Raw genomic sequence first — 22655 nt, 5'->3', positions numbered from 1 at the left:
CTTTTTTTTAGCGCAGAAATTAATAGTTATATAACAAGATGGCTAATAATATTAGCCATCTTTCGTCTACTAAAATTATTAAACCGAACGATTTAATAACATAGATTTTATTTGCCCAATAGCTTTAGTCGGGTTTAAACCTTTAGGACAAACGCTAACACAGTTCATGATACTGTGGCAACGGAACACACTGAATGCATCATCTAAATCAGCTAAACGCTCTTCTGTTGCAGTATCTCGGCTATCAGCCAAGAAACGGTAAGCATGAAGAAGGCCAGCTGGCCCTATAAACTTATCTGGATTCCACCAAAAAGAAGGGCACGATGTAGAACAACATGCACATAAAATACACTCATAAAGCCCATCTAGTTTATCACGTTCTTCTATTGACTGAAGACGCTCACCTGCAGCAGGTGTATCGTTAATTAGATAAGGTTTTACTTTTTCGTATTGAGTGTAGAACTGACTCATGTCAATAACAAGGTCGCGAACAACAGGCAGCCCTGGTAATGGACGTACTACAATTTTACCTTTACCACCTTTTAGTAGTGTAGATAATGGGGTAATACATGCTAAACCATTCTTACCATTCATGTTTACACCGTCAGAACCGCACACACCTTCACGGCATGAACGACGAAACGACAATGTTGGATCTTGCTGTTTTAATAATAACAAGGCATCCAATACCATCATGTCTTGACCTTCCTCTGTTTGCAAAGTGTATTCTTGCATACGAGGTGCGTTATCAACATCCGGATTGTAACGATAAACTGAAAATTGTACTTGTGCCATCGTCTCGCTCCTAGTAGGTACGTGCTTTAGGTGGGAAAGCTTCACGAAGCTTAGGCGCGTAGTTAACTTTACGCTTGCTCATTTCATCCGTTGCCGGATTGTGAATTGAGTGACATAACCAGTTTTCGTCATCACGATCTGGGAAGTCAAAGCGAGAATGTGCGCCACGGCTTTCAGTACGGAAGTTTGCAGTTACTGCTGTAGAGTAAGCTGTTTCCATTAAGTTATCTAGTTCTAAACATTCAATACGCATGGTGTTGAAATCTGATGATTTATCATCAAGACGGGCATGCTGCAAACGTTCACGAATTTCTTTAAGTTCAGCAAGGCCCGATGCCATAGAGTCACCTTCACGGAATACCGAGAAGTTGAGTTGCATACATTGTTGTAAATCTTTCTTAATTTGAACCGGATCTTCACCTTGTCCAACTTTAGAGTTTTCCCAACGATTGTAGCGAACAAGAGACGCTTCTAAATTAGACTCAGAAGCCGGTTTAGAAATCTCAACATCATTTAGGTATTTGCCTAAGAAATTACCCGCAGCACGGCCGAATACAACTAAATCCAGTAGTGAGTTACCGCCTAAGCGGTTTGCACCGTGAACAGATACACAGGCTATTTCACCAACAGCAAATAAACCTTGTACTACTTTCTCGTTGCCCGCGGCATCGATATTAAGTACTTGACCATTTACGTTAGTCGGCACACCACCCATCATGTAGTGACAAGTAGGTATAACGGGAATGGGTTCTTTTGCAGGGTCAACGTGAGCGAATGTTTTTGCAAGATCGCAAACACCTGGTAAACGTAAGTTAAGCGTTTCTTCACCTAAATGGTCAAGTTTAAGCTTAAGGTGTGGACCCCAAGGACCATCACAACCACGTCCTTCACGGATTTCAGTCATCATTGAACGGGCAACAACATCACGCGATGCTAAATCTTTTGCATTAGGTGCATAACGTTCCATAAAACGTTCGCCATCTTTATTTAAAAGATAACCCCCTTCACCACGACAACCTTCTGTCACTAGCGTGCCAGCACCAGCAATACCGGTTGGATGGAACTGCCACATTTCCATATCTTGCATAGAAATACCAGCACGGGTTGCCATACCAATGCCATCACCGGTATTAATGTGAGCGTTGGTTGTAGAAGCATAAATACGACCAGCACCACCGGTAGCAAGTACGACTGCTTTTGACTTGAAGAAGGTAATTTCACCTGTTTCAATTTCAATTGCAGTACACCCAACAATATCACCATTGTCGTTTTTAACTAAATCAAGTGCATACCACTCTGAGAATACATTGGTTTTATTTTTAACATTTTGTTGATACAAAAGATGTAATAACGCATGACCTGTGCGGTCAGCTGCCGCTGCTGTGCGTGCAGCTTGTTCACCACCAAAGTTCTTCGATTGACCACCAAAAGGACGTTGGTAAACACGGCCATTTTCAAAGCGAGAAAATGGTAAACCCATGTTTTCTAATTCAGTTATAGCTTCTGGTCCTGTATTACACATATATTCAATAGCATCTTGGTCTCCAATAAAATCTGAGCCCTTAACAGTATCGTACATATGCCATTCCCAGTTATCTTCATGAGAATTACCTAGCGCTACTGTAATGCCGCCTTGGGCAGATACAGTGTGTGAGCGCGTAGGAAAAACTTTAGAGATTAGCGCACATGTTTTGCCGGATTCAGTAATAGCAAGGGCAGCGCGCATTCCAGCACCACCAGCACCAATTACAACGGCGTCAAATTCACGAACAGAATATTTCACTTAAACACCCCATAAAACGATTAAACCCACAGCTACATAAGCAACAGCCATTAGGTTTAGTACAAAGCCTAGGAAAGCACGCAATTTAGCGCCCTTTACATAGTCGGTTAAAACCTGCCATAGGCCAATACGGGTATGAACCATAATACAGATCAGAGTGATTAACGTCGCTCCTTTCATAATTAGGTTAGAGAACAGGCCTGTCCAGGCATCATAGGTGACTTCAGGCACAGCTAAAAAATAGCCAATAATAAAAATAGCATACGCGCCAATAATTAGTGCCGTTGCGCGCAGGGATACATAATCTTGTACACCATCACGCTTGAGAGTTGCTTGATTTAAGACCATATCCACACTCCTGCCAATACAGCAAAAATAACGCCAAGTGCCATAGCAATCTTAGCGCTAGTGTTGCCTGATTCAAGTTCTTCCCAATGTCCCATATCCATAATAATATGACGAATACCACCGATGAGGTGATAACCTAATACAGACAGGGTGCCCCAAGCTATAAATTTGGCGATGAATCCGTTGAACAGACTCTTAACCAATTCAAAACCTTCGGCAGAAGAGAGAGACTCTGACCAGGCCCAAATGACAAACGTCAAAGCAAAAAACATTGCCACACCGGTGACGCGGTGAGCAATTGAAGCTTTAGCCGTTGCCGGCATGGATATAGTTGTTAGATCTAGATTTACAGGTCTTTGCTTTTTCACAGTTACTTGCCCATCTTGCCCGCTACGGGGCTCATCTACTTGCTTTTCTAAAACCCACCAAATATTTCTGGTGGAACTATTAAAATAAACGTATTAATACTAATAAAGTTCACTTTTTAATGAAAATTAATATGTAAGAATAAGTTTACCCAAATACAAATCGGTTTAAAACCTCCCACAGTATATATAGCCGAAGCCTCTTTTACAATTCTTGTTTACTTTGAGAGGTTTGCGAATTAGCCAATGGTATAATATTCAATCTACAGCGAATATTTATTATACATACGTGCATAATAGTTATAAAAATTGACTTTAACCCCCTCTTTCACGTTAGAATGTGGAAATGTGCTTAGAACAGATTTTAGAATATAAAAATCAGAATAGTTATCTTAATAGGAGATACATAGATGGCAGATAAAAAAGCCACGGTCCATATTGATGGACTAGATCCAATCGAACTTCCAATATATCAAGGTACTGCTGGCCAAGATGTAATTGATGTACGCACTCTCGGCTCACATGGTCATTTTACTTATGACCCAGGATTCATGTCGACTGGTTCTTGTGAATCTACCATTACTTACATCGATGGTGGCAAAGGTGTTTTATTACACCGCGGTTACCCGATTGAGCAATTAGCAGAGAGCTCTAATTACATCGAGCTTTGTTACTTACTGCTTAATGGTGAATTACCAACAAAAGAGCAATACGATGATTTTGCAACAAAAATCACTCGTAGTACTATGCTAGATGAAAAAATTGCAAACTTTTTCCAAGGCTTTCGTTTTGACGCTCACCCTATGGCAATGCTTTGTGGTGTTGTGGGTGCTTTATCTTCTTTTTACCATGAAGATCTTGATGTTAACGATCCGGCTCAGCGAAAAATTAGCGCTATCAAACTGGTTGCAAAATTACCAACAATTGCAGCAATGGCATACAAAACAAACATCGGTCAACCTTTTGTGTACCCACGCAATGACCTAAGCTATGCAGAAAACTTTTTACATATGATGTTTTCTGTCCCTGCTGAAGAATACAAAGTTAACCCAGTAACCGCTAAAGCTATGGATAAAATATTCATGCTTCACGCTGACCATGAACAAAATGCTTCAACGTCAACAGTGCGTTTAGCTGGCTCTTCGGGTGCAAATCCTTATGCGTGTATTGCTGCAGGTATTGCATCGCTTTGGGGCCCTTCACACGGTGGCGCTAATGAAGCCTGTTTAAACATGCTAGAAGAAATTGGTTCAGTTGATCGTATTGATGAATTTGTGGCAAAAGCCAAAGATAAGTCTGATCCGTTTCGTCTTATGGGCTTTGGTCACCGTGTTTACAAAAACTTCGACCCGCGTGCAACCGTAATGCGTGAAACATGTCATGAAGTATTAGCTGAGCTTAATATTCAAGATCCATTACTTGATATTGCAATGAAGCTTGAGCAAATTGCCCTAGAAGACCCGTACTTTGTTGAGAAAAAACTCTACCCTAACGTCGATTTTTACTCAGGTATAATTTTAAAAGCAATCGGTATTCCTACCAGCATGTTTACTGTAATTTTTGCTATGGCACGTACTGTAGGTTGGATTTCACACTGGGATGAGATGCTTTCTCAACCTGGTCACAAAATCAGCCGCCCACGTCAGCTTTACACAGGTGAAACAGCCCGTGATTACAAAGCAACTGACAAGCGCTAAGCTGTAAAGTTAGTTTTAAAAGGCCGCTTTCGCGGCCTTTTTTATTCCATGCTACTTGAGAATTATCTTAAACCGATTACAATCCCTGCCCGAATTGATTAACTTTATGAGCCTATGTCTGTGTCCTTGTTTGACTTCAATAAAATCCGCGATGATTTTCCTACCCTAAAACAAACAATCAATGGCACCCCTTTGGTTTATTTAGACTCGGCAGCAACAACGCAAAAACCCCAATGCGTGATTGACGCTACCCGTGCGTTTTACACGGCGCAAAATGCAAATGTTCATCGCGGCCGTCACACCCTTAGCGAGCAAGCTACAACAGCCTATGAGCAAGTACGCCACGTTATTGCTGATTATTTTAAAGTGACCAGTAACGAAATTGTCTGGACTAAAGGAGCCACTGAAGCTATTAACTTGGTTGCCCATGGCTTGAGAAATAAATTAACAGCCAAAGACACGATTTTGATCAGCCCAATTGAACATCACGCTAATATCGTGCCTTGGCAAGCGCTTGCAGCACTAACTGGTGCAAGCTTAAAGATTCTGCCTCTCAATGATGATGCGACCTTTGATATAGCGCATTGCTGTGATGTGATTAAACACACCAAACCGGCATTACTGGCTATTACCCAGGCCTCTAATACGCTTGGCAACATTACCGATTTAAACCCCTTAATAACCGCGGCTAAGTCTGTAAGCGCCCTCACCTTGGTAGATGGTGCTCAAGGGGCCTTACATTTAAAACCGAATTTAACTGAACTTAATTGTGATTTTTATGTGTTTTCGGCCCATAAGATGCTGGGGCCAACTGGCCTTGGCGGTTTATATGGTCGCTATTGCACTCTTAATGCACTCGCTCCTTATCAAACTGGCGGCGAGATGATTGAAACAGTCACCTTAACGCATAGCACTTATCGTGATGCACCGGCTAAATTTGAAGCCGGAACGCCGAATATAGCCGGTGTTTTAGGCTTTGGTGCTGCACTTGAATATTTAATGGCACTTGATCTGCAATCATTACAGCAACATGAACAACAGTTGTTTATTTATGCAGCCAATGAATTGCGTAAAATAGACGGAATTATTATCTATAGTGACCTTAAATCAAACATTGGCACGCTTTGCTTTAATTATAAAAATGAACACCCTTACGATCTGGCAACTTTACTTGACAGCTTTGGTATTGCAGTGCGCAGTGGTCATCATTGTACTCAACCATTAATGAGCCACTTAAAGCTCAATGGCTCACTCAGAGCCAGTTTTGCGTTTTATAATACCACTAAAGATGTAGATCAATTTATTGCCGCTGTAAAAGAATGCATCGCTTTATTAGACTAATTTGGATAAACAATGACACACACATATCAACTTGTAAGCAAAAGCATTGAAAATAGCCAAGGCTGGCAGCAAAAATACCGTGAAATTATGTTACTGGGTAAAACACTTCCACCGTTAGCTGATGTATTAAAAACTGACGATGCGCTTGTTCGTGGCTGTGAAAGTAAGGTATGGATGTTTGTCGAGTTTGATTTATCAGAAAATGCACTTGTTGTGGTTGGTGATTCAGATACACGGATAGTAAAAGGCTTACTTGCGTTAATTTTAGCGCTGTATAATGGTTTAACACCCGAGGAAGTATTAGCAGTAAATGCGTATAACGAATTTGAAAAGCTGGGTTTAATAAGCCATTTAAGTGCCTCAAGAGGCAATGGAGTAAAGGCTATGGTTGACAAAATACAAACCATAGCCAAACAAAAAGCGCTTTAAGCAGCGCTTTTTATAAGCCAAGTTCAAATAATTGAATGGTTTGAACGCGCTCGCTTATCTAAGTATTTTCGAACGGCTTTGGCGGCAACAAAAAATCCAAAACTGCCAGTGATCATTGTCACTGAACCAAAGCCATTGTTGCAATCCATATTCATGCTACCATCAGCATTTTGTTTAGCATGACACACACTGCCATCGCTGCCCGGATAAACAAGCTGCTCTGTTGAATAGACACAATCCACATTAAATTTACGTTTTGGATTTGAGCTAAAGTTATATTGCTTACGCAAAATGTAACGTACTTTTGCAAGTAATGGGTCTTGCGTTGTTTTTGCCACATCACCAAAACAAATTTGGCTTGGATCGGTTTGTCCACCCGCGCCTCCGGTGGTAATAATGGGCAGTTTATTACGTTTACAATGGGCGATTAACGCCGCTTTTTCTTTTACCGCGTCAATACAATCTATTACATAATCAAAATCTTGAATATGTTCTTGAATATTATCAAGGGTAATAAAGTCATCTATTACGTTGATCACACATTTAGGATTGATCAGCTCGCAGCGTGCTTTCATCGCCTCCACTTTAGCTTCCCCGATTGTACCTGTTAAAGCATGAATTTGACGATTTACATTGGTTGCGCAAATATCATCTAAATCTATTAAGGTAATTTTACCCACCCCAGTGCGCGCTAACGCTTCAGCAGCCCAGCTGCCAACCCCACCAATACCAACCACACAAAAATGGGCTTGTTGTAACCATTCAAACTGCTGTTGGCCATAGAGTCGTTTAATACCACCAAAGCGGATATCTGTTACTTGTTCACTCATTTACCAATCCAATTTCCACGGCGTTTGCCACGCATCAAAATCTTGATGATTTATTAATTGTTTATATTTGTCTTCACAATCTGGCAGCAGAGTGTGTTGTATTGTTTGCTCACCCCATACAAAATCCAACGCAAATGCATGTAAATAGGTACGCTCGGCAGGGCTACCAGCGTAACTGGTATCACCTAATATTGGGGCACCTAAACTTTTTAGTGCCACTCTAAGCTGATGAGTTTTACCTGAGTAGGGTTTTAATAAGTAAGCTCTAAAACCGCTTTTAAAACTAAATGAGTAAAAACGGGTAATGGCTGGGTTTATTTGCGAGTTCAATAACTTAAACGTGCCACGGCGAGATTTTGCCATATCCCCTTTAACCCAGCCTTGCTTTTTTTTAGGCTTAGCATCACTTATCGCTAAGTAAAACTTATTAATGGCATGCTCAGTAAACAACTGAGTAAGCTTTGCCGCTGCACGTTTGTGTCGCGCTAAAATAATAAGCCCAGAAGTGACTTTATCTAATCTGTGTACTGCAAATAATTTTTCATTAAGCTGTTGCTCAACAAGCACCACAAAACCTGGGCCTTGCTCAGAGTGAAAATTAAGCCCTGCAGGTTTATTTACGATATAAAAATCATCGTGGGCATATAACACCATGAGCAAATCTGTACAGGCTAATTTCACAGGTTGTTACTTTGAATATATGCTACCACTTTAGCTAAGTCCTCTGGTGTATCAACCCCAGCATGCGGAGCAACCACGGCTTGCTCTATTTTAATCGCATAGCCATGGTAAAGCACCCTTAGCTGTTCCAAAGATTCAAGCAACTCCAATGGTGACACACTTAACCTTATATATTGCTTTATAAAGCCAGCACGGTATGCATAAATTCCTACATGGCGTTGAAAAGATGTTAAGTCCAGCGGTTGGTGTTGCTCCATCATGGTATTTCTATCAAAGGGAATACTGGCCCTTGAAAAATATAAGGCATTTTTATTTATATCACTGACTACTTTAACCGCATTTGGGTTAAACACTTCATCATGCTCTTCAATGGCAACGCTCAGTGTGGCCATTGGCGCGCTTGATTGGGCTAACAATGAAGCCACTTGTGATACGTTGTCAGGCGATAATAACGGCTCATCACCTTGTACATTTACCACGATGGTGTCATCTGCTAAATCTAACAAGTCAACCACTTCAGCAAGACGTTCAGTACCTGATTGATGATCTTCTCGTGTCATCAATACATCGTTGGTAAAGCGTTTAGCTGCATCAAATACTTTTTGATGGTCGGTGGCAATAACCACGTTGCTTGCGCCTGATGAACAAGCTTTTTCATACACATGCTGGATCATTGGCTTACCACAAATATCAGCAAGCGGTTTACCTGGCAAACGGGTAGAAGCGAAACGCGCAGGAATAACGACTACGAATTCCACTTGTCTACCTCTTGTTGAGACAGCTCTCGGGCCTCATTCTCTAGCAACACCGGAATATCATCACGTACAGGGTAAGCAAGCTTTGCAGCCGTGCTGATCAGCTCTTGATTGTCTTTATCAAAGCGCAACTTGCCTTTACACACAGGGCAAGCAATAATCTCGAGTAATTTTGTATCAAAGGCCATGGTGGATCCCTTTTTCTTTTAATAGTAAATTTAAAGTATTTATTACTGCTGTTGTTGGTTTCGCATCAACTGGCAAGTAATACCAGTTAGGTTTTGCAAAATCACGACACTTTACAGCGTCTTTTTCAGTCATGAGTACACAGTCATCACCAAATTGAGCAAAATCAGCAGCGCTGTAGGCATGATGATCACGAAAGTGATGTGTAGACAATAACGCAATACCCTGCGCTTTTAATGATGCCTCAAAACGCTGCGGGTTTCCGATTGCACTGACCGCGTGCGCTGATTTTATTACAGCTGTTATATCGCTATTATCTCTCACATGTTTTATAGCTGATGGTTGCAAGCGATAACTAAATTCATGCTCAGAGCCATTTTCAATCACTACGTCGACACTTTTTAAACGAACGACTGTTTCGCGCAGAGGCCCTGCGGGTATTAAAAAGCCATTCCCAAATCGTCTTTGGCTATCAACAATACAACATTCTATGCTGCGTGCCATTTTGTAATGCTGCATACCATCATCTGAAATAATCACATCAAGTTTAAAGTGCGCGTTGAGCTTTTCTATGTTGTGCTGCCGATTTGGGCCAACCACTAACGGGCATTGCAGGCGATTAAATAAAAGTACCGGCTCATCACCAGCTTCTAGCGCACTCGTTTGTAAAGTAACTAATAATGGGTAATGCGTTGCTTGCCCACCGTAACCTCGGCTAATAATACCAACCGCTAAGCCTTGCGCGGTTAAATAATCATATAGCCACAACACAAATGGCGTTTTGCCATTACCACCAACACTGATATTACCAACCACAATCACTGGCGTATCACTGATAAATGGTTTTAAAATACCCATTTGGTAACAGTACTTACGAACTTTAGCCACAAAACCAAAAATAACAGATAGTGGCAATAATAATAATGTAATTAAGCTAAAGGGTTTGTACCAGCTTTGCTCTATTTTACTCACACTTGATCACCAAACTGCATTTTGCACAATGCTGAATAAGTCCCGTTTTTAGCTAGCAAATCGGTGTGCGTACCACTTTCAACCACTTTACCACTATCTATCACGTAAATGCGGTCGCTATTTTCTATGGTTGATAATCTATGTGCAATAACAATAGAGGTTTTATCTTTCATTAATGTATCGAGCGCATGTTGAATTAATTTCTCTGATTCTGTGTCAAGCGCAGACGTCGCCTCATCTAAAATTAAAATCGGCGCATCTTTTAATATTGCACGAGCTATTGCTATACGTTGACGCTGTCCACCTGAGAGCATCACCCCATTTTCACCCACCATAGTATCAAGTTGCTCTGGTAGGTCTTTAACAAATTCCCAAACATGGGCTTGTTTAGCCACAGCATGAAGCTCTTCAACAGACACATTGTGCTGAAGGCCATAACAAATATTATTGGCAATCGTGTCATTAAATAACACCACTTGTTGTGATACTAACGCAAATTGGCGACGTAAATCTGTGAGCTTATATTGATTAAGCGCCACCCCATCAAGGCGTATTTCACTGGGCGCTTCTAAATCATAATAACGCGGTAATAAATTAGAAATGGTCGATTTTCCCGAACCAGAGCGACCAACAAGGGCAATGCTCTCACCGGCTTTAATGCTCATGGATAAATTGTTTAATACCGCTTCGTCTTTAGTAGGGTATTTAAAGGTGACATTATTTACCTCAATATGCCCTTTCACTTTATCAACCGATAAGGTGCCCGTGTCTTTTTCTATTTCTTCATCTAGCACTAAAAAAACACTTTGCGCCGCGGAAATACCGCGTTGTAAATCACTGTTAACGTTTGCTAGTTGTTTTAAAGGGCGCAGTAGCATCATCATTGATGAAATAAGTACGACAAAGTCTCCAGAGCTAATACTGTCTATCATAGAGGGCATAGACACCACCCATAAAATAACTGCCATGGCACTGGCAGCCAAAATTTGAATGACCGACACACTCAGCGCCCTAGTGGCGTCCATTTTAATACGCTGCTGGCGATTATGATTATTAATTTTTGAAAATTGATCAATCTCTTGGGTTTGGCCACCAAAGCCGTGGATCACTTTATGGCCGCTGAGCATTTGCTCTGAGCTGCGGGTAACTTGTCCCATCGCAGACTGAATATTTTTCGATATATGACGAAAACGTTTCGATACAACAGCCACAATAACGGCTACAAGTGGAATGATAACTAAAAAGATGAGTGATAATTGCCAACTGGTATAAAACATCAAAGCCAGTAAAAACACCACAAAAGCGCCTTCTCTGACCAAAATAAGCATCGCCTTGGTGATCGCTTGCTGCACTTGTTCGGTGTCGAAAGTAATTTTTGAAATCAGATCGCCCGTTGAGTTTTTATCATGAAATGATACCGGTAAATGCAATATGTGCACAAAAAGCTCTTGACGAAGCGCACGCACAACTTGGGAGCCTACGTAGCTCAAACAGTACGATGACATAAAGTTAAATAAGCCGCGCCCTATAACTAAAGCAATAACCACAAATGGCGCATAAGTGAGTACTTGACTATTGCGCTCATTTAAACCCTCATCAATAAACGGCTTCATTAGTTGAATGAATAATGCATCCATGGCTGAATACCCTATCATGCCAATGATCGCGACGATAGCAACCGACTTATAGGCACCCACATAAGAAACAAGCCGTTTATAAATTTGTGTTGTACTTTGATCCATAACACTCTCTAATACCAGTGATGGCCCCTATTGTATCCTTAGCCACAACAAAACTAAACGTCAATCTTTGATAAACCAATAACTTTCCTGCGCCCTTGCAGTTTCTATTTGTAATTGTTTAGCATAAAATTTTATTCTGATCTGACCAACATCACCTGTTATGTATTGCCCAGCATTTATTTTATCGTAACGTTTTACCACCTCTTTACTTGGAAATTGCCACTGCCCTTGAAAAGCACTTGAATGAATGACCCATTGTGGACTAACAGCCTTAATAAACGCTTCACTTGAGGAGCTATCACTGCCATGGTGTGGACTGAGCAATACCGTGCTTTTTAAATTATGTCCTTTGTCAATTAAATTGCGCTCACGTGACTTTGAAATATCCCCGGTAAGTAATACGCTAAAGTGGGTATCGGACACCTTCACAACACATGAATTATCATTGCTATTATTAAATTCATGGGTAACAAATGTATCAATACGTAAGCCATGAAAGTCAGTTTGCGTCGCTTTGCACTGACTATTAATACCGTTTGGGTGAAAATAGGCAAAACTCGATGCATAACCCGCCGCTTTAAAATGCGTAACACCCCCGGCATGATCGTTGTCATGATGGCTTATAATTGCGGTTTCAATCGTTAAATTATGGGCATTTATATAAGGTAATAAAACACTAGGCACGCGACTAAAACGATTAAAATAACTCGGTCCAAAATCATAAATAAAAGCGTGTTTATCTTTTTCAATCAGCACCATTAAACCATGGCCTACATCAAATACATTTAACTGCCAAAGACTCGGTTGAGTGAAATAATAATTGCTCAATAAACTTAAAATAGGGATGCTCGCCAGTAAACGAAGCTCAATAAAATAAAGTAGCGGGACAACACTGTATAAGCACACAACAGCAGTAATACTTATTTTCCCAACATTAAGCCAGCCCATCGGTTCGGGGATTGCTTGCAGCAGCTGATAAATATAGGCAAATGGCAAGTCGTACAACACAATAAAAGCATGCCAATCAGTCAATAACCCTAACAACAAGCTAATAAATAAAGCAGGCATCAGCACACAGGATAAAATAGGAATAGCGAGCAAGTTTAACACCAGTCCGGCTAAACTCACGCCATTGAAAAAGTATAAAGACAGCGGTAATAAGCCTATAAATAAACCAATTTGAATAACAAACAAGGTGCGAATATTGGCCAAAAATGAACGGCCATGTAATGGGAGCTGTTTTAATACTATAAAAATAATACACACGGCTAAAAATGAAAAATACAAGCCTGGGTTAAGTAAATTAAAAGGATTAACGGCTAAAATAATAACTAAGGCATATAAAATACTGCGCCATCTTAGTGACTGTTTTGCTAAATAATAAAGCAGTAAATAGCATCCCAGCATCACCAGAGCTCGGGTTGCGGAGATAATAAAATCACTCAAATAAACATAAATAAAAGCCGCTATAAAGCCGCAAGTGCTATATAAAATAGAAATATTGAATGATTGATTCAGCTCAAGCCTAACAAGCTTAAATAGAAACCGGATGACTATATAACCAAAGCCGAACACCAAAGAAATATGCAATCCCGAAATTGCAAGTAAATGACTTAGCCCAAGGCTTTGCATTAGCCGCTTGTGTTCAAAAGTCATCATCGATTTATCACCCGTTAGCAACACATAATACAACCAATTCAATTGGGCATTGCTGACTAACCTTTTTACATACCCCCGATATAAATTAATGTGATCATTTTGTGCGCCACTTTGAATAGTTAACTGTTTATTTAGTACAGAGCCTTTAAACGCTATATTTTGTGAAAATGCATAAACTTGGCTATCAAAAACAGAAAAATTTTTGATGCTTCTAAATTTTTTTAATCTCACTTTTGCAGCAAACACATCGTTGGGCTTAATTTGCTCAGTTGAGTTAATGCTTAATAAAGCTCTGGGGGCCCTAAATGCACTATAGGAAGTCTCTTCTAAGCGATTAATTCTAACTTTTAAATATTGCGGGGCTGTCGAGGATATTACCTCTTCAACCACTACATTAACCGAATATGCATATTTTTCGAGCTGATCAGGCAATTCAAATAAATAAAACAAGGTAAAATGCATCGCGACGCAGCAAATACCACAAATAAAACCTAACAATACAGTTAAAAACGGCTTAAAATACCAACTCGCGATGAGGATTGAAATTGTGATAACTGCAAACTTAAAGGTTTGATAATAAAATACAGTAACAACAATGCCGATAACAAATCCAAGACTAATCCACACAGATGTAAATGGTTGCTTTAAATGGCTAAAAAGACGATCCAACGGTTTTTACCCGATCCAGAAAAAATTAGACATCACAAATCACTAAAAATTTTTGGTAGGCTTTTACATGCTGCTAATCTTTGGCATTTAAATAGGCGCTCAGCAAGAGGCGCATTTGCCATTGGGCTTTTTTTTGCTTTCATCCCTGTTCCTTTTCAAATGGTATTCGCAGCAGCCGCTGCCATAATATTTAGAGTTAACTTACCAATTTCCGTTGCCCTAGTGTGGATCACCAATCCATTGACCATGCCCCCTATATTTTACGCCTCATACTTAGTGGGTACATTAGTGCTTAATCAGCCTGCACAACACTTTGCATTTGAACCCAGCTGGGCATGGTTTATAGAAAGCTTAACTACCATAGGCCCCGCATTTTTAGTGGGCTCTTTAGTCTGTGCGTCAATAGCCAGTATCATAGCTTACGTCGCTATTGATTTTATTTGGTGCCGCTCTGTAAAACGTGCTTGGACTAAACGCAATGATTAACGCACATTATTTATTTTTATAAGCTGATATTAATATAGACAAAAAAAACCCAACTTAACAAGTTGGGTTTTTTCGTTGTTCTATTTTATAACTCAGTTCACTTAAAACCTAAACACGCGCCTTAAGCCAACCAGCGGAAGTAGTAATAAACCAAACCAAGAAAAACTCGCGGAGCTACGCTCATAAAATTCTGCATCTGGCGCTTTACAGTTTTCAACTTCACCGTTGGTAATGGGTGATAGTTTTACCGCAACGGCGACACTTTCATACTCAATGTTACCATTAACATCTTTAACGACCTCACCAAGAGAGTTACGTTTTTCTACTGTTTTAGTCGCCACACCAAACACTTCGTTATTTTCATTGATAGCTTTAGCTTCAACCATTTTATAGCTGTAGCTAGTTTCACCATCACTGTCATAACAAGGCAGCAATTTATTTAGATTAGTGATTTTCTCGTCGCCAATTTTATAAATAAAGGCTTCTGAACGTCGGGTGTTTTCAGACTCACCAATCTCGCCTTCACCAACCATGTAACCTTGGTTGTTAATGTCGTTAGCGTATGAACTTGAACTTAAAAAATAATCCTCAGGAAACACGGTCGTATTAGTATTTATATCGTGATAGAAAAGTTTATTTCTTAGCTTACCTTCAATCCCTTTGGTGGCATACCCAACAACAATATCATTATCGTTAATAGCCAATGCTTTACCACCTTGCCAATCATCACGTTGCTCAATAAAGTCAACCACTTCACCCTGTTTAAAGTAAGCTGGCATGGTTAGGATTGTAGAATCTCTATCAAAGTACCGCGTGTTAGAGTAACCGGCTGCAATACCGTTATTATTCACCGCTAACGCATTACTGATGAATGGGTTTGTATCTTCATCTTCTTTTGGCGTGAGTGCTAAACCTAATAACTCTGTTGAAGTGACATTAAACGCATTGTCTACTGTCCACTTAACCGCCGTTTTATTAAACACTCCACGGTTATTACGCGTATTCGTATTGTAAGGTTCAACACAAGCCATTATGGGCTCATCAAGGCCATCACAGTTTTCAGTGATTGTAGTTTGTCTCTGTGTAGGAATACTCACCGACACATTACCCACAACAACATAACCAGTGTCAGTGGCAACAATATCAGTGGCTTGGCTAGTACCACCGTATTCATTAAACTCTGGCACAAGCGGTACTTCAATCCCACCTTCAGAAATTAAAATACCGCGCTCTATAAATTCGCGGGTAAACCACGTTTCTTCTTCAGTTTTACCATCAGGTGTGAAGCTAATTTTTTCATAGGGCGCACTGCCCCACCCTATTGTTGTACCATCCTGTGCAACGCCATTATAAAAATTACTGACTGAGCGCGTTACACCAGCATAATCAACTGAAGCAATATCGAATAAAAATCGCTCTACTGCGACTGTGTCTGTGAAGTTTACAGCGGCTAAAGAACTTAATTTTTGATACTCAAAATTACCAGACACACTGGACAAAAAACTAACCATAAACCGGTGGGCATCTGCATTGGTAAACACCGCGTCATTATTTTTAATATCATCTAAGGTAAATGTAATTTCTTTGTCGCTTAGTTTGAAATTGCTAACTTCTCTGTCGTACGCTTGACGTATTTCGCTACTCGAAAAATCAATATAACTAGTATCAACAGGCAGGCTGTATAAACCATTTGCTTGACCAATTACATGCCCGCTTTCACTCACATCAGTAACGTAAGTATGTTTTGCTCCCTCAAGATGACCTAATTCAGTTAACTGATACGTTGCACTTAACGCCGATGTGCTCAGTGTGGCTAAAATACTGGCCGTGAGTAATTTATATTTCATTTTATTCCTTACTACTGATTCTTTAATTCTTCAAGTTCTTCCCAACGCGCAAAAGCGGCTTCAAGGTCAGACTCAAGTTGGGCTAAATGGTTCAATTGCTTTGCTGTTACATCACTGTCTTGCTTGAAAAAATCTTCATGACTGACTACTTGTTGTTGTTTTTCTAGCTCAGCTTCAAGTTGTTCCATTTTATTAGGTAGTTGCTCTAGTTCAAGTTTTAATTTGTAAGAGAGTTTATTTGCTTTGTTATTACTTTTAGCTGGTGCAGGTTCAGATTTTCCAACTTTTTTAACTGCCTGCTGTGGCTGCTTTTTATCTTGCTCAGCTACATAACGAGTATAGGCTTCATAGTCACTGTAACCGCCGACTATATCGGTTACCTTGCCATTACCTTCAAATGCCCACACACTCGAACAGGTATTATCAATAAACTCACGGTCATGGCTCACTATTAGCACTGTGCCTTGATATTGATTAATAATATCTTCAAGTAACTCTAACGTCTCAATATCCAAATCATTAGTTGGCTCATCAAGTACCAGTATATTTGAAGGCTTTAAAAATAATTTAGCCAGTAATAATCTATTTTTTTCACCACCTGACAGTGCTTTTACAGGCGTACGAGCACGTGCTGGTGGAAATAAAAAGTCTTGTAAATAACCTAATACATGACGAGAACGCCCACCCATCATCACTTCTTGCTTACCCTCGGCTACGTTATCTTGAACGGTCGCCTCTTCATCAAGCTTTTCACGGTATTGGTCAAAATAGGCAAACTCTAAATTAACGCCTTGTTTTACTTCACCACTGTCTGCTTTTAAATCACCAAACAGTAATTTTAGTAACGTGGTTTTACCAATTCCGTTAGGACCAACCAACCCAATTCGATCGCCACGCATCACTAAGGTAGAAAAATCATCCGCTATTACTTTGTCTTTAAATGCGTGACTCAAGTGTTTCGCTTCAAATACCAACTTACCTGAACGGTCTGCTGTTTCAATGTTAAAATCAGTTTTACCAACTTGATCAACACGCTGTTTGCGCTCATTACGCAATTGCTTAAGCTCACGAACACGTCCTTCATTACGAGTACGACGTGCTTTAACACCTTGGCGGATCCACGCTTCTTCTTCTGCTAAACGTTTATCAAAGAGTGCATTTTGTGTCTCTTCTACTTTTAAATCATGCGCTTTTTGTTCTAAGTAAGTGGCATAATTACCAGGGTATGAGATTAACTTACCACGGTCTAAATCTAAAATACGTGTTGCAACGCCGCGGATAAACGCACGGTCATGGGATATAAAGACAATGCCGCCTTTAAACTCTTTTAAAAATTGCTCTAACCACATTACACTGGCCATATCTAAATGGTTGGTAGGCTCATCGAGCAATAATAGATCAGGCTCACTCACCAGTGCACGCGCCAGTGCCACTTTACGTAACCAACCGCCCGATAATGACTCTAGTTTTGCATCAGGGGTTAATTCTAGCTGGGTTAATACCAGTTGAATACGGCTATCAAAACGCCAGCCATCAGCTGCTTCTAACTGATTTGATAGACGTTCTAATTTATTTAAAAGTTGGTCGGTACACTCTGTTTGTAGCTGAGTACTTACATGGTGATAATCAATGAGTAAGTTGGCAATTTCAGGCATACCTTGCGCAACATAGTCAAATACCGTGCCATTAGCCCCTTTTGGTGGATCTTGTTCTAAACGCGATATTTTTAAGCTACCGACTTGGTTTATTTCACCGTCATCAAGTATAACTTGGCCATCAAGTACCTTTAACAGTGTTGATTTGCCCGCCCCGTTACGACCTACAATACACACACGTTCGCCACTTTCTATTACTGCATCCGCATTATCTAATAATGGGTGTGTACCGTAAGCGAGTTGTGCTTTTGAAATTCTAATTAAATCCATAGTTAATCTTTACTCTTATTCTGCTTGCGCTAAAAACTGCTGCGCCTGAGGTGCAGTAAATGGCCAAAACAATTGTTGGCCTTGTTGATTTTTTAAAACCGGAATACTAATTTGATATTTTAAAATCAATGCATCATCGCTCATAATATCAATAAGTTGTAACTCATCAGCAGATGAAAGTAACGGTTTTAATAGTTGCTCAGCTTGCTCACATAAGTGGCAACCATCGGTATGATATAAAGTCCACTTAGCCATGTTTAATTAACCAGCTGTTGTGAATTTTTTTATTACGTTTAAAGTCAGGTGATAAGGTTTTTTCAGATATATTTTCCGCTTTTAAGCCTAAGCCCATCAAGCCCACTTCATCCATTATAAAACCGCGTTTATTGTTAGAAAATAGCAGTGTACCCGATGGGCTTAATATATTTTTAACCCATGTTAGTAGCTTAATGTGATCATTTTGCACATCAAACGCATCTTTCATGCGTTTAGAATTTGAAAATGTTGGAGGATCTAAAAAGATCAAGTCATATTGCCCTTGTGCATACTCTAACCACTTTAAACAGTCTGCTTGCTCAAACCGATAGCGTGTATTGCTAATATCGTTAAGTGCAAAGTTATCTTGGCCCCATTTTAAATAGGTTTTAGATAAATCAACAGTAGTAATGGCTTTTGCGCCACCAATCGCTGCATGCACAGAGGCTGTTCCTGTGTAGGCAAACAAATTTAAAAAGCGCTTATCTTTGGCGTTTTCTTGAATGTAACGACGTGCAAGGCGATGATCTAAAAACAGCCCCGTGTCTAGGTAGTCAAATAGGTTAACTTTAAACTTGGCACCAAACTCTTCTACCACCATGGTTCTGTTTTGCTTAGCCATGGGAGTATATTGCTCTTCGCCTTTTTGCTTTTTACGTACTTTTACAGCAATATTTTCAGGTAAAATCTTAAGCTGCTGCGCTGTTAAACTGATGACGTCTTGCAAGCGTTTCTCTGAAGTTTTTTCATCAATTTCTTTTGGCGCTGCATACTCAAAAATGACTGCACAGTCACCATAAATATCTACAGCAACGTTGTATTCAGGAATATCTGCATCATAAACGCGATATGCATGCACTTGGTTTTGCTTAAGCCAATTTTTTAAGCCTTGTTTATTCTTTTTCAAACGATTAGCAAACGCCATCGAGCCTTCAAAATTCAAAGCCGGTTTATCATCGCTAGTAAGGCTTACTTGTTTATCATCCAACTGATACAGATTTAATTCTACATCCAGTGGGCCGTTTTTGAATTTATAGCGCTTTAGCCTCACCAACTTAAGCAGTTTAAACAGGCTTTCATCCATGCCTAGTAAAGCAAGTTTCCAGTGATTAAAATGCTTTTTAAAGCCAACGCCTAAATTACGATGTAAATCAACAAGCTCAGCCATCGAGCCTATACGCTCACCATAAGGTAAGTTAGAAATAACAACGCCCGGTAATTTAGCAACGGCCGTTAATTTAGTGGCATCACTTTGCTTAAATTTAATCACTGTATCAAGCTCAGCGCGCTGCGCGTTAGCTATCGCCTTATCAAGAACGTGTGCATCGTAGTCATGGCCAATTAACCACAACGTAGGATCGGTAATATTGGCTAAAAGCTGCTCTTTAAGCTCGTTAAATTTTGCCACTCGAAAGCTCGGTAAACGCTCAAACGCAAAGCCTTCACGAAACAAGCCCGGTGCCTCATTACGCGCCATACCCGCCGCTTCAATTAAAATTGTACCGGCACCACAACAGGGATCAAATAATGGTTGATTAACATTGTCAAGCCAGCCACTGCGCTTGATAATTGCGGCGGCTAAATGTTCTTTTATGGGGGCTTTACCTTGACCTTGGCGGTAACCTCGCTCTGATAAACGTGGGCCCGAGTAATCAATATAAAGTGACACACCATGGCGATTTAAACGCGCAACTATACGTACATTGGCATCTTGCTTATCTACGTTTGGACGCTGTTCATATAAGTCATTAAAATAATCAACAATCGCATCTTTAATTACTAAGCCAGAGAACTGGGTATTTTTTAGTGAGTCGTTTGTACCATTAAAGTCAACAGCAAAGGTTTGAGTTGGGCCAAACCACTCTTGCCAAGGTTGCAAGCGTGCAAATTGATACAAGCTATCTTTGTCATTTACGCCTTCTTTTTCTTCAATAAGCATAAGAACACGTGTAGCAAAACGTGTTGATAAACACACCTTTTGCGCTAGCAATGAGTCAGCCTCAAAGCGAACAGAACCCACCGTTTGCTTTGACACAGCTGCGCCAAGTTCAGTAAGTTCATCAACCAATAAATTTTCGATTCCAATAGAAGTAAGTGCGATAAATTGCAAAGTAAAAACCCTTAATAGCTAATTGCGCGGGATTATAACATAAGTTTACGTACAAATACGCCATAAACACGGTGGGGAAACTAAATTAGGCTAAGCGGTTTGACTATCGAACTGGGTGGTAATAAGCGGGTGTACACGGTTGTTTAACACACGGATCACTTCAAACTGTGATAGCGCTAAATTATCGTTAAGTGCAAAGGTTTCACTTAAATTTATACATACACAGGCATCAGGGCAATGCTCAACAATTAAAAACTCACCGGTTTGAGACTCAGAGCTTAGATTTATAACCGCTTCAGTACTGGGTGTTGCGCCGGTATAAGGTCTAAAAAACCAGCTTTTTGCAAGCACTGGCTTTAATTGAAACTTAACGGCGGTTGCATTAAGCGAAATTTGACATAACTGGGCAGGATTCCATAAATTAAACTGCCCGAGGTAATAATATACCTGCTCATAAAAAGCGGCATCCTCTACACTAAAATAAGGATTTTTATTTGCACAATCAGTAAGTTGTCTTAATTTATATGGGGTACACAGCTGCATATCGTCATTTAAATCAAGCAGTAAGCGATTTTTTTTAGCACACGCTATCCACTGCCATTGCTTTGACGCTTGTAACATATGCTCCTCCCTTCCTAGTACTTAATATGTAAATAAGACAATAAGCTTAGAGTATAGCTGCTTTTGAGTATTTTTAAAACATGTATTTAGAACATTTATCGAACGATCAAAAGCTTAGATAACAATTCATTATAAGCCGTTAATAATCGACTTGACCAATCGCGGTCCTTTGTAAATAAAACCGGTATAAACTTGAACTAAATCTGCACCGGCATTTAATTTCTCTTTAGCCGATTGAGCATCCTCAATACCACCCACGCCAATGATAGGTAATTGATTATTAGTTAATCGTTTTAGTTCTGAAACAACATGAGTTGAACGCTCTCTAACCGGCGCACCTGATAATCCCCCCGCTTCATCCGCATACTGTTGACCTTGCACTAAACTACGTTCAAGGGTGGTATTGGTCGCAATCACACCATCAATTTTATTGTTTAACAGTGATTCGCTCACTTGTGCAATTTGAATAGCATCAAGATCGGGGGCAATTTTTACCAACATAGGGACATTTTTATTGTGCTGAGCAATTAAATCCAACTGTTCATTTTTCAAGCTTTGCAACAAATCATCTAATGCCGCACCGTATTGTAAGTCGCGAAGCCCGGGCGTATTAGGTGATGAAATATTAACGGTTATGTATGATGCATGCGCAAACACTTTTCGCATACAATGAATGTAGTCATCTTTACCTTGTTGATTAGGCGTGTCTTTATTCTTACCAATATTAATACCTAAAATGCCGTTATATTTTGCTGCTTTTACATTGTTAACTAAATTATCAACGCCTTTATTATTAAAACCCATACGATTAATAATTGCATTTGACTGCGGTAATCTAAACATACGAGGCTTATCGTTACCCGCTTGAGGACGCGGTGTCACGGTACCTACTTCAACAAAACCAAATCCCATTTGGGCAAAAGCATCTATACATTCAGCATTTTTATCAAGACCGGCTGCAAGCCCTACTGGGTTTTTAAATTCCAGACCTAAAAAATTCACCGGTTTATTGGCAATATTTTGTGTCCATGCCGCACTTAAAGGAGAGTGAGCAAAACGACGTAAATTATTAAGAGCAAAATCATGTGCCCACTCCGCATCTCGGGTAAACATAAAACGGCGAGCTAAATCATAGAACATCAACATAATCCTCTTAAAA

Annotated in this window: 21 protein-coding genes; 4 read left to right on the top strand and 17 right to left on the bottom strand. The window is 40.0% G+C overall.

The genetic code is table 11. From position 1 onward, the window contains the following. Positions 1 to 78: 78 nt before the first annotated feature. The 4 genes from AC6H44_RS06820 to sdhC are packed head-to-tail and all read right to left on the bottom strand — an operon-like array spanning position 79 to position 3294. On the bottom strand, positions 79 to 795 hold the full coding sequence (locus tag AC6H44_RS06820; RefSeq protein ID WP_500738127.1) for a succinate dehydrogenase iron-sulfur subunit: 717 nt from the start codon (positions 793 to 795) through the stop codon (positions 79 to 81). Positions 796 to 805: 10 nt separating this feature from the next. Beyond that, positions 806 to 2578, bottom strand: coding sequence for a succinate dehydrogenase flavoprotein subunit (sdhA, locus tag AC6H44_RS06815; RefSeq protein ID WP_500738126.1), 1773 nt, complete (start codon positions 2576 to 2578; stop codon positions 806 to 808). Then, positions 2579 to 2926 (bottom strand): succinate dehydrogenase, hydrophobic membrane anchor protein, encoded by a 348-nt coding sequence (sdhD, locus tag AC6H44_RS06810; protein ID WP_500738125.1) that lies wholly within the window; start codon positions 2924 to 2926, stop codon positions 2579 to 2581. Continuing rightward, complete coding sequence (sdhC, locus tag AC6H44_RS06805) at positions 2917 to 3294, bottom strand: succinate dehydrogenase, cytochrome b556 subunit (protein ID WP_500738124.1); 378 nt, start codon at positions 3292 to 3294, stop codon at positions 2917 to 2919. Before sdhC ends, sdhD begins: the two co-directional genes overlap by 10 nt. Positions 3295 to 3701: 407 nt before the next feature. Here sdhC and AC6H44_RS06800 point away from each other — a divergent pair, with 407 nt between their 5' ends. The 3 genes from AC6H44_RS06800 (at position 3702) to AC6H44_RS06790 (ending at position 6758) form a co-directional block, all read left to right on the top strand. Next, positions 3702 to 4988 carry a citrate synthase gene (locus AC6H44_RS06800; RefSeq protein WP_500738123.1) on the top strand — a complete coding sequence of 429 codons (1287 nt, stop codon included), beginning with the start codon at positions 3702 to 3704 and terminating at the stop codon, positions 4986 to 4988. Between the two features lie 114 nt (positions 4989 to 5102). Beyond that, the gene (locus tag AC6H44_RS06795) at positions 5103 to 6329 is read left to right on the top strand and encodes an aminotransferase class V-fold PLP-dependent enzyme (protein WP_500738122.1); all 1227 of its coding nucleotides are present in this window, start codon (positions 5103 to 5105) and stop codon (positions 6327 to 6329) included. 12 nt (positions 6330 to 6341) lie between these two features. Next, complete coding sequence (locus AC6H44_RS06790) at positions 6342 to 6758, top strand: SufE family protein (protein WP_500738121.1); 417 nt, start codon at positions 6342 to 6344, stop codon at positions 6756 to 6758. A gap of 23 nt (positions 6759 to 6781) precedes the next feature. Here the strand turns inward: AC6H44_RS06790 and tcdA are convergent, their stop codons facing one another. From tcdA to AC6H44_RS06755, 7 genes are read right to left on the bottom strand one after another with little or no spacing between them, the layout of a single operon-like run. Next, positions 6782 to 7588, bottom strand: coding sequence for a tRNA cyclic N6-threonylcarbamoyladenosine(37) synthase TcdA (tcdA, locus tag AC6H44_RS06785; RefSeq protein WP_500738120.1), 807 nt, complete (start codon positions 7586 to 7588; stop codon positions 6782 to 6784). Continuing rightward, on the bottom strand, positions 7589 to 8242 hold the full coding sequence (locus AC6H44_RS06780; protein WP_500738395.1) for a TIGR01621 family pseudouridine synthase: 654 nt from the start codon (positions 8240 to 8242) through the stop codon (positions 7589 to 7591). A 23-nt stretch (positions 8243 to 8265) separates the two neighbouring features. After that, the gene (kdsB, locus tag AC6H44_RS06775) at positions 8266 to 9027 is read right to left on the bottom strand and encodes a 3-deoxy-manno-octulosonate cytidylyltransferase (protein ID WP_500738119.1); all 762 of its coding nucleotides are present in this window, start codon (positions 9025 to 9027) and stop codon (positions 8266 to 8268) included. Next, on the bottom strand, positions 9015 to 9212 hold the full coding sequence (locus AC6H44_RS06770; RefSeq protein ID WP_500738118.1) for a Trm112 family protein: 198 nt from the start codon (positions 9210 to 9212) through the stop codon (positions 9015 to 9017). The genes kdsB and AC6H44_RS06770 overlap by 13 nt, the downstream gene beginning before the upstream one ends. Beyond that, entirely contained in the window at positions 9202 to 10182 is a 981-nt protein-coding gene (lpxK, locus tag AC6H44_RS06765) for a tetraacyldisaccharide 4'-kinase (RefSeq protein WP_500738117.1), read from the bottom strand. Before lpxK ends, AC6H44_RS06770 begins: the two co-directional genes overlap by 11 nt. Then, complete coding sequence (gene msbA, locus AC6H44_RS06760) at positions 10179 to 11924, bottom strand: lipid A export permease/ATP-binding protein MsbA (RefSeq protein ID WP_500738116.1); 1746 nt, start codon at positions 11922 to 11924, stop codon at positions 10179 to 10181. The genes lpxK and msbA overlap by 4 nt, the downstream gene beginning before the upstream one ends. A 60-nt stretch (positions 11925 to 11984) precedes the next feature. After that, positions 11985 to 14252, bottom strand: a complete 2268-nt coding sequence (locus AC6H44_RS06755; protein ID WP_500738115.1) for a DNA internalization-related competence protein ComEC/Rec2 — start codon at positions 14250 to 14252, stop codon at positions 11985 to 11987. Here AC6H44_RS06755 and AC6H44_RS06750 point away from each other — a divergent pair. Further along, positions 14232 to 14738, top strand: a complete 507-nt coding sequence (locus AC6H44_RS06750; protein ID WP_500738114.1) for a DUF2062 domain-containing protein — start codon at positions 14232 to 14234, stop codon at positions 14736 to 14738. The two genes, AC6H44_RS06755 and AC6H44_RS06750, sit on opposite strands and share 21 nt — an antisense overlap. 101 nt (positions 14739 to 14839) lie before the next feature. Here the strand turns inward: AC6H44_RS06750 and AC6H44_RS06745 are convergent, their stop codons facing one another. From AC6H44_RS06745 to pyrD, 6 genes are all read right to left on the bottom strand, one after another. Continuing rightward, positions 14840 to 16585, bottom strand: a complete 1746-nt coding sequence (locus AC6H44_RS06745; RefSeq protein ID WP_500738113.1) for a DUF3466 family protein — start codon at positions 16583 to 16585, stop codon at positions 14840 to 14842. 11 nt (positions 16586 to 16596) lie between these two features. Further along, entirely contained in the window at positions 16597 to 18510 is a 1914-nt protein-coding gene (gene uup, locus AC6H44_RS06740; RefSeq protein WP_500738112.1) for an ATP-binding cassette ATPase Uup, read from the bottom strand. Between the two features lie 15 nt (positions 18511 to 18525). Further along, entirely contained in the window at positions 18526 to 18765 is a 240-nt protein-coding gene (locus AC6H44_RS06735; RefSeq protein ID WP_500738111.1) for a glutaredoxin family protein, read from the bottom strand. Then, positions 18758 to 20875, bottom strand: a complete 2118-nt coding sequence (rlmKL, locus tag AC6H44_RS06730) for a bifunctional 23S rRNA (guanine(2069)-N(7))-methyltransferase RlmK/23S rRNA (guanine(2445)-N(2))-methyltransferase RlmL (protein WP_500738110.1) — start codon at positions 20873 to 20875, stop codon at positions 18758 to 18760. The genes AC6H44_RS06735 and rlmKL overlap by 8 nt, the downstream gene beginning before the upstream one ends. Before the next feature lie 90 nt (positions 20876 to 20965). Continuing rightward, on the bottom strand, positions 20966 to 21496 hold the full coding sequence (locus AC6H44_RS06725) for a cell division protein ZapC (protein WP_500738109.1): 531 nt from the start codon (positions 21494 to 21496) through the stop codon (positions 20966 to 20968). Between the two features lie 129 nt (positions 21497 to 21625). Continuing rightward, positions 21626 to 22636 carry a quinone-dependent dihydroorotate dehydrogenase gene (pyrD, locus tag AC6H44_RS06720; RefSeq protein ID WP_500738393.1) on the bottom strand — a complete coding sequence of 337 codons (1011 nt, stop codon included), beginning with the start codon at positions 22634 to 22636 and terminating at the stop codon, positions 21626 to 21628. Positions 22637 to 22655 lie beyond the last annotated feature (19 nt).

The organism is Pseudoalteromonas sp. TAP-3C (assembly GCF_059888565.1).
This window is presented reverse-complemented; position numbering and strand designations above follow the sequence as displayed.